Origin of the sequence: Rhodoferax sp. U2-2l, assembly GCF_020594515.1 — a bacterium.
In the GTDB taxonomy this organism is placed as follows: Bacteria; Pseudomonadota; Gammaproteobacteria; order Burkholderiales; family Burkholderiaceae_C; genus Rhodoferax.
On the sequence record NZ_JAJCTH010000008.1, the window covers coordinates 17,437 to 31,529 of the forward strand.

Consider the following 14,093-nt stretch of genomic DNA (forward strand, 5'->3'; position numbering starts at 1 on the left):
CATCAGCGCCACAGGATCAGGCCGGTGCCCGCCACCGTCATCACCGCGCCCAGCCATGCCCCCGGCGCAGGCGCGCGTTTGAGCTGGAACCACAACAGTGGCAGCACCATGATGGGCGACACCGACGACAGGATGGCCACCATGCCCACATCGCCCTTCTCCAGCGCCAGCAGCACCAGCGTCATGCCCACGCCCATGGCCACAAAGCCGTTCAGTGCGGTCTGCCCCAGCACCCGCAGCGTGGGCGCGGTGGTGGCCCGCGCCGCCTGAAAGCCGGTGAGCAGCAAGGCGCCGTGAGCTGCCGTGGCCACCGTGACCCGCACCGCCGAGGCCATCACCGGGTCCACCTGCAGCGCCATCACCGGCTTGGCAATGAGCGAGCCCAGCGCCTGGCACAGCGCCGCCAGCAGCGCCAGCGCCACCCCGGCACCCACATGGCCGTGATCGGCCTCCCAGGCATGGGTTTCGCCCTTGTGGCGCCCCAGCACGATGGCGATCATCACGCCGGCCAGGGTCAACACCGCGCCCAGAAAGGCCTGCAGGTTCATGCGTTCGTCCAGCAGCGCAAAACCCAGCGCGGCGCTGAAAGCGGCATGGGTGGCAAACAACACACCGGCGCGGCGCGGCCCCAGGCGGTTCATGGCGGCAAACAGCGCGGTGTCACCGACAAAGATGCCAATCAGGCCGCTGAGCGCCATCGCGCCCCAATAGCCCGTCTCAAACGTGCGCCAGCCGCCGGTGAGAGCGACCACCGTCCACAGCATCACCGCCACCATCGCCATGCGCCAGCGGGTGAAGGCAAACGCCCCCAGATGCCGCGACGGCGTGACCGACATGACACTGCCCAGCGCCCAGCAGGCCGCCGCGCCCAGCGCAAACAGATCGTAGGCAACCATGGGGAGAAATTAGCGCAGCGTGGGCTGCTGAATCAGCGTGTCGGGCGGCAGTTGGTCCATCTCACCCAGCAGCTGCGCCAAGGCGCGACCGGCAGCGTCCAGCAGGGCGTGGCCCTTGTCGGCGGTGGCGGCAGCGGCGTTGCCCACGGCACCCGCCGGGTTGTAGTCCTGCATCTGCCAGCCCAGCTTGGCGCTTTTGCCGTTGCCCAAAATCGAAAACTGCTGGGCGCGCGTTTGTGCGGCAGAGGCAAAGTGTTGCGCCTGGGTCATGTCCACACGTTCGGGCGCCAGCGCCAGCAGCATCGAGGTCTCGATGTCGCCCGCGTGGATGCCAAAACGGTGCTCCTCCAAGCTGAACAAGGCATTCACGTCCTGGCCCTGGGCATCGGTCAAAGGCAAATTGAACCAGCTCACGCTGTACACCAGCATGTCGAAGCGCGCGCGCAAATCCCGCGCCACGAGGTCCATCAGGCTCACGTTGCCGCCGTGGGTGTTGAAGATCAGCAGCTTGCTGATGCCCGCCGCGGCCACCGACTCGCCGATGTCGGTCCAGAGCCGCAGGATGGTCTCGGTTTTGAGCGTCAGCGTGCCGGGAAAACGCGCGTGCTCCGGGCTCAAGCCGACCGCCTGGGTAGGCAGCACCAGCACGTTCAAGTCGGTCGCCAGGCGTGGCAAGGCCGCTTGCAGGATTCCGTCCACCAGCACCGTGTCCACACTCAGCGGCAAATGCGGGCCGTGTTGCTCGGTGGCGGCCACGGGCAGCACAGCGATGGTGCGCGCCGCCTCGCCGCTGGTTTGCATCTGGGCAAATTCCAGCGCGGTCAAATCAGCCCAATAACGTGAGGTGGTGGTCATGGTGTCTGCGGCTCAGGCTTTTTTCATGAATTCGGCCTTGAGCATGAAGGCGCCCTGATCGGTTTTGCAGTCCACCTCATGGTCGCCCGCACCTTCGGGCAGGCGGATGCCTTTGATTTTGGTGCCTTTTTTCAGCACGATCGATGAGCCCTTGACCTTCAGGTCCTTGATCAGGATGACCGTGTCACCGCTGGCCAGCGGGTTGCCATTGGCATCCAGCACCGGGCCGTCCGCCGCGTCGCCTTCAGCAGCGGCAGCCGCCTGTGGCCACTCGAAACCGCAATCGGGACAGACAAAATTGTCGCCATCGGGGTAGGTGTTTTCAAGAGTGCATTGGGGGCAGGCAGGCAGGTTGGACATGGCAATTCACACAATTTGGAGAAGGCGGCAAGTGTACGAGGCCGCCTGGCCACGCAGGCGCAAGACACCGCCGTCGCGACAGCAACAGGCAGGGCTTCAGTATGATGGTCACATGACCCAAGACCTCTTTCGCCAGGACGCCTATCTGTTCGAGACCACCGCCACCGTGACCGCCATCACGCCCCAAGGCATCGTGCTGGACCGCACGGTGTTCTACCCGCTGGGCGGCGGGCAAGCGGGTGACAGCGGGGTGCTGGTACTGGCCGATGGTGCGCAGATGGACATTGTGGACACCCGCAAAGGCAAGGCCGAGGACGGTAGCTTCACCGCCGCCATTGCCCACCAGCCCGCGCCCGAGGTGCTGGCGAAGTTGCTCAGCCCTGACTTTGGCGCCCCCGTCGCACTGAAGGTGGGCGACACGGTAACAGCACGTATTGACGGGCCGCGCCGCCATCGGATGATGCGGTTTCACACCGCCAGCCACCTGCTGTGTCACATCGTGCCCAAACTGGTGAACGGCTGCTCGATCACGCCGGATTACGCGCGCATTGACTTCAACATGACCGAGGCGCTGGACAAGGAGGCCTTGAGCGCGGCCATCGCCGAGCTGGTGGCCGCCGCGTACCCGGTGACCGTCGGCGCCATCACCGACGCCGAACTGGACGCCAACCCCGCGCTGGTCAAAAGCATGTCGGTGCAGCCGCCACGCGGCAGCGGGCAGATTCGCACCATCCGCATAGGCGCCGAAACCCTGATCGACCTGCAACCCTGCGGCGGCACGCATGTCGCCAACACGGCCGAGATTGGCGCGGTGATCGTGACCAAGATCGAGAAAAAATCCGCCATGACCCGCCGGGTGGTGCTCGGCTTTGCCGCACCATGAGCCGTGGCCAGGTCAAAAACATCACCGGCGACAACTTCTTCGCCTGGGACGGCGACGTGCTGGTGGTCAACATCCTGGGCAAACCCAGCGCCAGCAAAGATGCCATCGGCAAACCGCACGGCACGCAGCTCAAGGTCAGCGTCACCGCCAAGCCCTTGGGTGGCCACGCCACCGACCACATGGTGCGTTTTCTGGCGCCACTGTTTGGCGTGAGCGTGAGCGCCATCGAGGTGGTGTTTGGCCAGGAAAACGTCAACAAACAGCTGCGCATCACCGCGCCCACCAAGTTGCCCGCCGTGTTCACCGGGCCCGCCTGAGCCCCGGCCCGCCTCGCGCTGCGCCCACCCACAACGAGTACGCCATGCCCCTGCAGACCCTGAAGCCCGGCGACCTGCGCCGCACCATCAACCCAGCCGCGTTTGACTTTGCCAGCACCGCCGAGCTGGTGCACCTGAGCCTGCCCTGGATTGGCCAGGAGCGCGCCGAAGCCGCCGCGCGTTTTGGGCTGACGATGGCGCAGCGTGACTACAACCTGTTTGTGCTGGGCGAGGTGGGCAGCGGCCGCAGCACCCTGCTGCGCCAGATGATGCAGGACGAAGCCCGGCGCCGCCCGGTGCCGCCCGACCTGTGTTACCTGCACAACTTTGATGCACCGGAGCACCCGCGCGCCCTGCGCCTGCCCAGCGGCGAGGGCAAATTGCTGCGCCAGCTGATGGGACAACTGGCCAAAACCCTGCAGTCCGACATCCCCAAGCGGCTGGCTGACCCGGGCTTCAGGGCCCAAAGTGATCGCCTTGAAAAAGCATCACAGCTTGAGGAGGACCGCGCCTATGCCGACCTGAGCGCCTTTGGCGCCGCGCGCAACTTTGCCCTGATGCGCGAGCAGGGCAACATGGTGTTCACCCTGAAAGACGCACAGGGTGAGCCCGTCACCTCGGGCAAGGCGCTGGCGCTCACCCCCGAGCAGCGCATGCACATCGATGCCGACGAAGAAGCCTTGCGCGTGGAAATCGGCCGCTATCTGACCCACACCAACGCCCTCAAACGCCAGTTGGCCGACGCGCTGGCCAGCTTGCGCAGGCGCACGGTCAAGCCCTGGCTGGAAGAACAGATCCAGCCCATTCGTGGCGCGCTGCGCAAGCAGATCAAGGACTCGGTGAAGCTCGGGCAATACCTGGATCAGGTGCAACACGATGTGCTGGAGAACCTGGAACTGTTTGCGCCCTGCGAGGACGAAGACGTGCGCCTGGAGGCGCTGGTGTCGCTGCTGTCGCGCTTTCGGGTGAATGTGGTGGTGGACAACCACGCGCTGCAGGGCGCGCCGGTGATGTTTGAGGACAACCCGCAGATCCGCAGCCTGTTTGGCAGCATCGAGTACGAGGCCGAAGACAGTACCTTGACCACCGACTTTTCCCGCATCCGCGCGGGCAGCCTGGTGCGGGCGCACGGTGGTTTTCTGATGCTGCACCTGCGCGACCTGCTCAGCGACGAGCCGGTGTGGGACAAGCTGCACCGCTTTTTGCGCAGTGGCCGGGTGCAGATTGAAGAGCCTGGCGTGATGTATGCGCCGATGGCTGCCGTGGCGCTGGAACCCGAACCGGTGGAGGTGGATGTCAAGATCATCCTGATCGCCTCAGTCGATGAGTATTACGCGGTGCAAGAAGGCGACCCCGAGTTTGCCCGGCGCTTTCGCTGCAAGGTAGACGTGGTTGAGAGTTTTCGCGCCAGCGCCGAATCGATGCAGGCCACCGCCATCTTTGCCGCCCACACCTGCCAGCGCCTGGGACTGACGCACCTGAACCCCGCCGCCGTAGCGGCACTGGTGGAAGAAACCCACCGCGCGGCGGAAGATCAGACGCGCCAGAGCGCCATCTTTGCCCAGGCCGAGGCGCTGGTGATGGAAGCCGCCAGCCTGGCGCGTGCCCGTGGCGCACCGCTGGTGGATGCACAGGACATGCAGACCGCCCGACAAGCCCGCATCCACCGCCACAACTACCCCGAGCAGCGCCTGCAAGAAACCATTCTGGACGGTGAGCGCCTGCTGGACGTGACCGGCGCCAAGGTGGCGCAAGTCAACGGGCTGACGGTGATTGACCTGGGCGACTACGAGTTTGGTTTTCCGGTACGGGTCACGGCCCACACCCATGCAGGCGAAGAAGGCCTGCTCAACATCGAGCGCGAGGTGGAGCTCTCAGGCCCGATCCACGACAAGGGTGTGCTGATCCTGCACAGCTACCTCTCCAGCCTGTTTGCCCACATCGCCCCACTGGCGATGAATGCGGCGGTGGTGTTTGAGCAGGAGTACAGCGGTGTGGAAGGCGACTCAGCCTCGTGCGCCGAGTTTTACGCGCTGCTCTCCAGCCTGTCGGGCCTGCCAGTCAAGCAGTCGGTTGCCGTCACCGGCGCGCTCAACCAGCACGGTGAGATGCTGCCGGTGGGCGGCATCAACGAAAAGATCGAGGGGTGGTTCAAAGGCTGCGAACTGCTCGGCCTCGATGGTGCGCACGGGGTGCTGATTCCCGCCCGCAACCAGCACCACCTGATGCTGGAGCCGCGCGTGGTCGAGGCCGTGGCGCAAGGGCGCTTTCACATCTACACCGCCCACAGCGCGAGCGAAGGCATGGAGCTATTGACAGGTGTGCGCTTTGGCAGCCGCGAGGCGGGGGCTTACCCGCCTGACAGCGTGCTCGGGCTGGCGCAGAAAACACTGCAAAAGTACCGCCAGGCGTGCGAGGGGCTGGAATCCCACCCGCCCGAACGCCGCCCACGCAAGCTCAACGCAGGTCGTACACCACGGTTTTAGCCACGGCTTATTTCAGCTTGCCCAGCGACTGGCGAATGGCTTCCAGCCGCGCCTCGTAATCAGTGGCGTCGCCATAGTCGAGAAACCGGTTGTAGCGGGCGTGGGTGCCCATGACCTTTTTGGCGTGTTTGATGGGACAGAAATAGGCCTCGGTGCGCGCCAGAATCTCGCGCATGTAGCCCATCAAGCCGTTGCCGTATTCGCAGTAGGTGCAGTGAAATTTCTCGATGAAGTTCAGGTAATGCAGCTGGCCGCGGTCAAACACCAGGTAATCTGAGCGGCGCACCTTGGTGATGCCATAGATCGGAAAACAGCTCCACTGGTAAAAGCTGACACACAGGTCCAGCAACAGCAGCGGAAAAATCATGCCGTAAATGATCGGCCCGGTGATCAGATTTTGCGGACGGAAACTGACCAGCCAGCGGAAAAAATTCATCTTCAGCTGGCGGTGCGCGGCCTTGACCGAGCTCTCGAACTCCACCCGTTTGCCCTTGATCTCGAAAAACATCCGGCTCTGCTGCTCATGGATGGCGGCGACCAGCTCCGCCTCCAGGGCGGCCATTTGCGCCAACAGCTGGCTGATCCGATCGTTCATAAAACTCCCTGTATGGTCGGGTGACATGGTGGAAAACGGCATAGGCAATATACAGGCACGCACCATGGCGTGCGTCCCGCGGGGTGCGATTCAATGTGATGTTGACCTCAGATGCGTCTATTGAGAGCAGGCTGATACCACGATGGTGGTTGAATCAGCCGGGTGATGCGCTTTGCTACGTGTCCCCCGCCCGCTACGCGGTCTCCTCCTTTACCTACGCAAAGCGCATCACCCGACTGATTCTGCGAGCGTTTTTGGTACGCTGGCAGGGGAAAGTCAAATCTTGCCTGTGGTGTTCCTGGCGCGAGTTGATGTGATTTGTTGATAGCCGAAATTCGGACCCAGACAGCGCCAAGCACGGTGATTGGGTGATGCGACCGGGCTTCGGGGTGAAAGGCGCGCGCCCACAGTAGCGGGCGTACTGTGCCCTCAGTCTCGCGCGTGATTTCACCCCGAAACCGCATGCGCATCACCCAGTCGCCGGGCTGGGTTTGACATGAGGCATCTTGAACACAAGAGATACCACGCAATTTGAATCACACCCAGCCCCCAAGGCCGCGTCAAGCGCCCATGGGACAATCCGGCGCATGTACTTATTATTTGAAGAAACCGGCAAATTCCTGGCCGGCCGGGCGCTCTCGGAGACCGACGCCTCCGCGCAGGTGGAGCTCGACAGCGGCAAACGTGTCAAGGTCAAGGCGACCAACATTCTGCTGAGGTTTGACAAACCCGAACCGGCCCAGCTGATGGCAGCCGCCCACACGGTAGCCAGTGGCATCGAGCTGGACATGGCCTGGGAGTTCGCCCCCGAGGACGACTTTGGTTTTGCCGAGCTGGCCCGCGACTATTTCTCGGAGCAGGCCTCCTTGAGTGAACAGGCGGGCATGCTGCTGGCGCTGTTTGAGGCACCGCACTACTTCCGCCGCGCGGGCAAAGGGCGTTTTCGCAAGGCCTCGCAAGACATCCTGGCGCAGGCGCTGGCCGCCATCGAGAAGAAAAAACAGATCGCCCTGCAGATTGAGGCCTGGGTCAAAGACTTGAGCGCAGGCACCTGCCCGCAGCCGATCCGCGACCAGTTGTACAAAATTTTGTTCAAGCCCGACAAAAACGCGCCTGAATACAAGGCAGTGGTGGAGGCCTCCCGCGCCACCCACCTGGGCCCGCTGGAGCTATTGATCAAGGCCGGCGCCATCGACTCGCCCTACCAGTTCCACTGGCGGCGGTTTTTGCTGGAAAACTTCCCCAAGGGCACTGGTTTCCCGAAGCTCGACGCGCCGCAGATCACCGAGGACCTGCCGCTCTCCAGCGCGCAGGCGTTTTCCATCGACGACTCGGCCACCACCGAGATCGACGACGCGCTCTCGGTGCAAGGCCTGGGCACCGGCACCGTGCTGCTGGGCATCCACATTGCCGCGCCGGGGCTGGCCATTTCACCGGGCAGCGCCATCGACCAGCTGGGCCGCGCCCGCCTGTCCACCATGTACATGCCGGGCTACAAGATCACCATGTTGCCCGACGAGGTGGTGCAGGCCTACACCCTGATGGAGGGGCAGGCCTGCCCGGCGGTGTCGCTGTATGTCACGCTGGATGAAGCCACGCTGGCCATCAAGAGCAGCGAAACCCGGCTGGAGCGGGTGCACATTGGCGCCAACCTGCGGCATGACCAGCTCGATGCGGTGGTCACCACCGAGTGGCTGCAAAACCCCGGCTTTGACCATGGCATTGACCCGCCGCCGCTGGCCCACCAGCGCGACAGCTTGGCCTTTTTGTACCGCCTGGCACTGGACCTGAAAGCCAAACGCGAAGTCGTGCGCGGCAAACCCGAGAACTTCAGCCGGCCCGATTACAACTACCGGCTGGTCGGTAACGACGGTGCCGAGCCCCAGGGCGATGAGCAGGTCGAGATCAGCGTGCGCCAGCGCGGCGCGCCGCTGGATTTGATCGTCTCCGAGGCGATGATCCTGGCCAACAGCAGCTGGGGCAGCTGGCTGGCCGAGCTGGGTGTACCCGGCATTTACCGCAGCCAGGCCAGCATGGCGCCGGGCGTGAAAGTGCGCATGGGCACCAAAGCCCTGCCGCACGCCGGCCTGGGTGTCAAAAGTTACGCCTGGAGCAGCTCGCCGTTACGCCGTTACACCGACCTGGTCAACCAGTGGCAGATCATCGCCTGCGCCCGCCACGGCAAAACCGCCGCGCTGGCGGCGCCGTTCAAACCCAAGGACGTGGACCTGTTTGCCATCATCTCCAGCTTTGACGCGACCTACGCGGCCTACCACGGCTTCCAGAACGCCATGGAGCGTTTCTGGATTCTGAAATACGTGCAGCAGCAAGGCATCACCGAAGTAGAGGCGACCCTGTTCAAGGACAACCTGGTGCGCGCCGACCACCTGCCGCTGGTGCTGCCGGTGGCTGGTGCCCAGAGCTTGCCGCGCGGTGCGCGGGTGCTGGTGCGCCTGGGCGACATTGACGAGGTGTCGCTGGACATCCATGGCACGGTCACCCAGCGGCTCGACGGTGGCGAGGACGACAAGGGCGGCGCCGCCCAGCAAGCGCTGGACGACGAGTCGGACGACGACACGCTGGCCGGCCCCATCGCCATTGCGGTGGACCTCAGCGAGGGCGATGCGGCACCCGGCACCACCGCCCCCGGCGATAATCCCGCGCCGTGAACCTGCGGTCTTTCAGCACCCTTCAAATCGCCCTGGGCGTGTCCGTGGCCGTGCATGCGGCCTTGCTGACGGTGCGTTTTGTCGACCCCGAGGTCTTCAACCGGGTGTTTGAAGACACCCCGCTGGAAGTGATTCTGGTCAACGCCAAAACCGACGAAAAACCCACCAAGGCGCGCGCCATCGCCCAGGCCAACATGGCCGGCGGCGGTAACCTCGACAAGGGCCGCGCCACCAGCCCGCTGCCCCATGCGATGGTGTCGATGCAAGGTGAGGTGAGCGAACAAGAACGCGAGCGCCAGGTGCGCGAGATGCAGGAGCAGCAAAAGGTGATGCTCTCCAAGGTCAAGTCCGCACTGGCCGCCATGCCGCCGACCGATCCGCTGCAAAAAAAGCTCAATCCCGATGAGGTCCAACGCGAAGAAAAGCGCCGCCAGCTCATTGAGCTGCTGGCTGAGATTGAGCGGCGCATCCAGATGGAAAACGAGCGCCCGAAAAAGCGCTACATCAGCCCGGCCACACGCGAGGCCGTCTACGCCATCTATTACGACCGCCTGCGCCGCGCCATCGAAGACAAGGGCACCGACAATTTCCCCGAAGCCAACGGCCACAAGCTGTATGGCGAACTCACCATGATCGTCACCGTCAACCATGACGGCCGGGTGATCGCCACCGAAGTGGTGCAAAGCTCGGGCAATGCGCTGCTGGACCGCCGCGCCCAGGCGATTGCCAAAGGCGCCGGGCCGTTTGGCGCGTTCAACCGCGAGATGCGCCGCCAGGCTGACCAGATTGCCGTGGTATCGCGTTTCAAATTCACCCGTGACGACACGCTGCAAACCCGGCTCAATGCACCCTGAGCGTGTTGGGCCAGCCAAGAAAGACACTTGTTTATGAGCACCGACCTCTACTGCGTCATGGGCCACCCGGTGGCCCACAGCCAGTCACCCTGGATCCACACCCGTTTTGCCGAACTCACCGGGCAAGACATTTTGTACACCAAGCGCGAGATACCGCTGGACCACTTTGCGGCCAGCGTGCAAGCCTTCTTTGATGAGGGTGGCCACGGCTGCAACATCACCGTGCCGTTCAAGTTTGAGGCCGCCGAGCTGGCCACCCACACCAGCGAGCGCGGCTTGTTGGCGCAGGCCTGCAACATCCTGACGTTCTCGGGCGGCAAGATCACCGCCGACAACACCGATGGCCTGGGCCTGGTGGACGACATCGAGCAAAACGCCGGGGTACCGCTCAAGGGCCAACGCGTGCTGTTGATGGGCGCCGGGGGTGCCGCCGCCGGTGTGCTGGGCCCGCTGATCAACGCCCAGCCCGCCCACATCAGCGTGGCCAACCGCACGCTGCACCGGGCCGAGCTGCTGACCGCGCGCCACCAGAGCCTGGCGGCCTTGCAAAACGTCGAGCTGCAAGCCCATGACCTCAAACACCTGGACGGCGCCTTCGACATCGTCATCAACGGCACCGCCAGCAGCCTGGGCGGCCATGGCGTGCCGGTGACTGCCCGGGTGCTCAAACCCGGTGCCCTGGCCTACGACATGATGTACGGCCCCGGGGCCCGGCCCTTCATGGACTGGGCGCGCGCCCACGGTGCGGTGCCGCGGGACGGGCTGGGCATGCTGGTGGGCCAGGCCGCCGAGGCGTTTTACATCTGGCGTGGCGTCATGCCACCGGCCGGTCAGGTGCTGGGTGAATTGCGGGCCAAACTGGCGGGCTGAGCCACCATGAGAACCGTCTGGCGCTGGGTTGTGCTGGTGATGGCAGCGGGCGTGCTGCTGCAGCTGTATTTTGTCGCGCGCATCGCAGCCATGGTGGTGATCGACCCGCAAAGCACCGCGTTCCAGCGCTCCGAGGCCTGGCGGCTGGTGGTGGACACCGGCAGCCTGCCCTGGCGCCAGCAATGGGTGCCCTACGAACAGTTGTCCAGCAACCTCAAACGTGCGGTGATTGCCAGCGAGGACGACGGCTTTGCCAACCACGACGGCGTGGACTGGGACGCGCTGGAAAAAGCCTGGGAGAAAAACGCCAAGGCCGAGGAACGCGCCGCCCAGGCCCTGGCGCTGGCCGAGCGCGCCCAAGCCAAAGCGGCGGCCAAAAACCCGGCCAAGGCCGCCGCCTCGCAGCCCAAGCCCGTGAAGGCGCCCAAGGTGATCGGTGGCTCCACCATCACCCAGCAGCTGGCCAAAAACCTGTTCCTGTCCGGCGAGCGCACGCTGATGCGCAAGGGCCAGGAGTTTGTGCTGACCCTGCTGCTGGAGGCGCTGCTGGACAAACAGCGCATTCTGGAGATTTACCTCAACAACGTGGAGTGGGGTGAAGGCGTGTTTGGCGCCGAAGCGGCGGCGCAGCGTTACTTCCGCAAACCGGCCAGCAAACTCAGCACCTATGAAGCGGCGCGGCTGGCCGTGATGCTGCCGCGGCCCAAGTATTTCGAAAAACTGCCCAACTCCAGCTATGTGGCCGCTCGCGCGTCGGTCATCGCGCGACGGTTGGAAAGCGCCGAGCTGCCATGACGCACGGCCACACCACCTGGGCACGGAGTCAGCCATGAAGCCCTTGTTGCTCGACTGGGCAGCCGCCGTGGTGAGTTATTTCCTGCTCGGGTTGATCCGCATCCTGACCGGTTCGCAGGCGCGCTGGTGGGGCTGCCCGCCCAAGGCCTTGCAGCGCATCTACTTTGCCAACCACCAAAGCCACGCCGACCTGGTGATGATCTGGGCCGCCCTGCCCAAAGAGTTGCGCCGCCGCACCCGCGCCGTGGCCGCGCGGGACTACTGGGGCAAGACGCCGTTTCGGTTGTGGCTGACCACCGCGGTGTTCAACGTGATCTATGTCTCGCGCACCCGCCAAGCCGACGAAGACCCGCTGGGGCCTCTGGTGGACGCGCTGCGCGGGGGCGATTCGCTGATCCTGTTCCCGGAAGGCACGCGCGGTTTTGCCGATGAACCCCAGGCCTTCAAGGCGGGCTTGTACAACCTGGCGCGCCAGTTCCCCGACGTGGAGCTGGTGCCGACCTGGATCAACAACGTGCAGCGCGTCATGCCCAAGGGCGAGGTGGTGCCGGTGCCGGTGCTGTGCTCGGTCACCTTTGGCGCGCCGATGCAGGTGCTGGACGGCGAAGACTGCCACGCGTTTTTGCAGCGCGCCCGCGCCGCCGTGATCGCCTTGCGCCACGTTTGAGGGGCAGCCCCATGTACCAAGCCCTGCGAAACATGCCTTCCACCCAGCAGATCGGGGCCTTGTTTGTCATCCTGTTTGGCATGTTGCTGCTGGCCGGGCTGGTGATTTTTCTGCGCTCGATGCGCGAACATGACGACCCGGATCGGCAAGCGCGCCACCTCGACGAGATGGACAACCTGACGCAGCTGCTGAAAACCAGTTCGCTGCTGTTTTTGGTGTTCTGGGTGGCCTGGATGGCGGGCGACACCTCCCGCCTGGTGCTGTTTGGCGTGGGCTCGTTTTTTGCGCTGCGCGAGTTCTTGACGCTGTCACCCACCCGCCACGGCGACCACCGCAGCCTGGTGCTGGCGTTTTTTGTCATTTTGCCGATGCAGTACTGGCTGGTGGGCACGGCGCAGTTCAACCTGTTTGTGGTGTTCATCCCGGTGTATGTGTTTCTGGCGCTGCCGGTGGCCAGCGCTCTGGCCAACGACCCGCAGCAGTTTCTGGAGCGCAATGCCAAGCTGCAATGGGGCATCATGGTCTGCATCTACGGCATGAGCCATGTGCCGGCCCTGCTGCTGCTCAAGTTCCCCGGCTACGACTCGAAAGACGCGTTTCTGGTGCTGTTCCTGGTGCTGGTGGTGCAAACTTGCATGCTGGTCCAGCATCTGGTGTCGCGCCGCCTGATCGAGCTGGGCAAACGCCCCTCGGTGCCCCTGATCAGCCAGAGCTTCACCTGGCGCGCCTGGTGGTCAGGCATGGTCTCGGGCAGTGTGCTGGGGGCGCTGCTGACCGGCATCACCCCGTTTGCGGCAGGGCAGGCGTTTTCGCTGGCCTTCATTGCCTGCGCCGCCGGGACCATGGGGCATCTGGTGATGAAGGCGCTCAAACGCGACCGGGGCATCCCGATGTGGCAAGGGCGGGACAAAAGTGTCACCGGCGCGGGCGGCATGCTCGACCGCATTGACGCCCTGTGTTTTGCGGCGCCGGTGTTCTTTTATTCCGTGCGATGGTATTTTGGGCTTTAACGACATGATGCCGACCTGCCTGCCATGAGAATCCTCGGCATTGACCCCGGCCTGCGCACCACCGGTTTTGGCGTGGTGGATGTGGACGGTGCCAACCTGACCTATGTGGCCAGCGGCACCATCAGCACCATCCACATCGAAAAAGACCAGTTGCCCGCGCGCCTGAAGGTGTTGTTTGACGGTATCCGCGAGGTGGTGGCGCGGTATGAGCCCGATGCCGCCTCGGTCGAGATCGTGTTTGTCAACGTCAACCCGCAGTCCACCCTGCTGCTGGGCCAGGCGCGCGGTGCGGTGATCACGGCGCTGGTGTCGGCAGATTTGCCGGTGGCCGAATACACCGCGCTGCAGATGAAACAGGCGGTGGTGGGCTACGGCCGGGCCGACAAAACGCAAATTCAGGAGATGGTGCGGCGTCTGCTGGTGCTGCCGGGCCTGCCCGGGCCGGACGCCGCCGACGCGCTGGGCCTGGCCATCACCCACGCCCACGCGGCCACGTCGATTGCCCGGCTGGCGCAGGCCAAAGGCGTGGGTGGCGCGCAGAACCAGACGCAAAAGGCGGCTTACAAAGGCGGGCGCAGCCGCTGACTGTCTGGCCCAAGCCGCACGATGTGGCTGCTTGTGGTGCGTGGCGCAGCCCAGTCAGCTTAGGCCAGCCGCTCCAGAATCAGCACCGCAAAAAAAGTCAGCGCGGCCAGCACCGTCCACTTGATGATTTTCAGACCCCATTGCTTGTACCGCGCCTGCCCAGTGCCGATGTAAAACACAAAACAGGCCACCGCGCCCAGCAGCAGCATGAGGATGATCCATCGAGCCAGCAACATGGCAGGGGGCGCCAG

Annotated in this window: 15 protein-coding genes; 10 read left to right on the top strand and 5 right to left on the bottom strand. The window is 64.3% G+C overall.

The genetic code is table 11. The annotated features are described in order from the left end of the window. Positions 1-2: 2 nt before the first annotated feature. Genes LHU53_RS08835 through LHU53_RS08845 form a run of 3 tightly spaced genes read right to left on the bottom strand, consistent with a single transcriptional unit; the run spans position 3 to position 2,111 of the window. The gene (locus LHU53_RS08835) at positions 3-896 is read right to left on the bottom strand and encodes a DMT family transporter (RefSeq protein ID WP_227332280.1); all 894 of its coding nucleotides are present in this window, start codon (positions 894-896) and stop codon (positions 3-5) included. A gap of 9 nt (positions 897-905) precedes the next feature. After that, complete coding sequence (locus LHU53_RS08840; protein WP_227332281.1) at positions 906-1,751, bottom strand: creatininase family protein; 846 nt, start codon at positions 1,749-1,751, stop codon at positions 906-908. A 12-nt stretch (positions 1,752-1,763) separates the two neighbouring features. Then, entirely contained in the window at positions 1,764-2,111 is a 348-nt protein-coding gene (locus LHU53_RS08845; protein WP_227332282.1) for a zinc ribbon domain-containing protein YjdM, read from the bottom strand. 112 nt (positions 2,112-2,223) lie between these two features. Here LHU53_RS08845 and LHU53_RS08850 point away from each other — a divergent pair, with 112 nt between their 5' ends. Genes LHU53_RS08850 through LHU53_RS08860 form a run of 3 tightly spaced genes read left to right on the top strand, consistent with a single transcriptional unit; the run spans position 2,224 to position 5,797 of the window. Continuing rightward, positions 2,224-2,994, top strand: a complete 771-nt coding sequence (locus tag LHU53_RS08850) for an alanyl-tRNA editing protein (RefSeq protein ID WP_227332283.1) — start codon at positions 2,224-2,226, stop codon at positions 2,992-2,994. After that, positions 2,991-3,311: a DUF167 family protein gene (locus LHU53_RS08855; protein ID WP_227332284.1), complete on the top strand. Its 321-nt coding sequence runs from the start codon at positions 2,991-2,993 to the stop codon at positions 3,309-3,311. Before LHU53_RS08850 ends, LHU53_RS08855 begins: the two co-directional genes overlap by 4 nt. Before the next feature lie 44 nt (positions 3,312-3,355). Beyond that, positions 3,356-5,797, top strand: a complete 2,442-nt coding sequence (locus tag LHU53_RS08860; RefSeq protein WP_227332285.1) for a Lon protease family protein — start codon at positions 3,356-3,358, stop codon at positions 5,795-5,797. Between the two features lie 7 nt (positions 5,798-5,804). On the opposite strand, the gene LHU53_RS08865 is transcribed toward LHU53_RS08860, so the two are convergent. After that, positions 5,805-6,392, bottom strand: a complete 588-nt coding sequence (locus LHU53_RS08865) for a hypothetical protein (RefSeq protein ID WP_227332286.1) — start codon at positions 6,390-6,392, stop codon at positions 5,805-5,807. A 587-nt stretch (positions 6,393-6,979) separates the two neighbouring features. Here LHU53_RS08865 and LHU53_RS08870 point away from each other — a divergent pair. The 7 genes from LHU53_RS08870 to ruvC are packed head-to-tail and all read left to right on the top strand — an operon-like array spanning position 6,980 to position 13,842. Then, positions 6,980-9,061, top strand: a complete 2,082-nt coding sequence (locus tag LHU53_RS08870) for a ribonuclease catalytic domain-containing protein (protein ID WP_227332287.1) — start codon at positions 6,980-6,982, stop codon at positions 9,059-9,061. A 2-nt stretch (positions 9,062-9,063) separates the two neighbouring features. Further along, complete coding sequence (locus tag LHU53_RS08875) at positions 9,064-9,915, top strand: energy transducer TonB (protein ID WP_227332418.1); 852 nt, start codon at positions 9,064-9,066, stop codon at positions 9,913-9,915. A gap of 33 nt (positions 9,916-9,948) precedes the next feature. Continuing rightward, positions 9,949-10,785 carry a shikimate dehydrogenase gene (gene aroE, locus LHU53_RS08880; RefSeq protein ID WP_370632261.1) on the top strand — a complete coding sequence of 279 codons (837 nt, stop codon included), beginning with the start codon at positions 9,949-9,951 and terminating at the stop codon, positions 10,783-10,785. A gap of 6 nt (positions 10,786-10,791) precedes the next feature. Then, positions 10,792-11,580: a transglycosylase domain-containing protein gene (locus LHU53_RS08885; RefSeq protein ID WP_227332289.1), complete on the top strand. Its 789-nt coding sequence runs from the start codon at positions 10,792-10,794 to the stop codon at positions 11,578-11,580. A gap of 34 nt (positions 11,581-11,614) precedes the next feature. Continuing rightward, positions 11,615-12,247: a 1-acyl-sn-glycerol-3-phosphate acyltransferase gene (locus LHU53_RS08890; RefSeq protein WP_227332290.1), complete on the top strand. Its 633-nt coding sequence runs from the start codon at positions 11,615-11,617 to the stop codon at positions 12,245-12,247. Positions 12,248-12,258: 11 nt separating this feature from the next. Next, positions 12,259-13,257 (top strand): phosphatidate cytidylyltransferase, encoded by a 999-nt coding sequence (locus tag LHU53_RS08895; RefSeq protein ID WP_227332291.1) that lies wholly within the window; start codon positions 12,259-12,261, stop codon positions 13,255-13,257. A gap of 24 nt (positions 13,258-13,281) precedes the next feature. Beyond that, positions 13,282-13,842, top strand: coding sequence for a crossover junction endodeoxyribonuclease RuvC (gene ruvC, locus LHU53_RS08900; protein ID WP_227332292.1), 561 nt, complete (start codon positions 13,282-13,284; stop codon positions 13,840-13,842). A gap of 59 nt (positions 13,843-13,901) precedes the next feature. On the opposite strand, the gene LHU53_RS08905 is transcribed toward ruvC, so the two are convergent. Then, positions 13,902-14,078: a hypothetical protein gene (locus tag LHU53_RS08905; RefSeq protein ID WP_227332293.1), complete on the bottom strand. Its 177-nt coding sequence runs from the start codon at positions 14,076-14,078 to the stop codon at positions 13,902-13,904. Positions 14,079-14,093 lie beyond the last annotated feature (15 nt).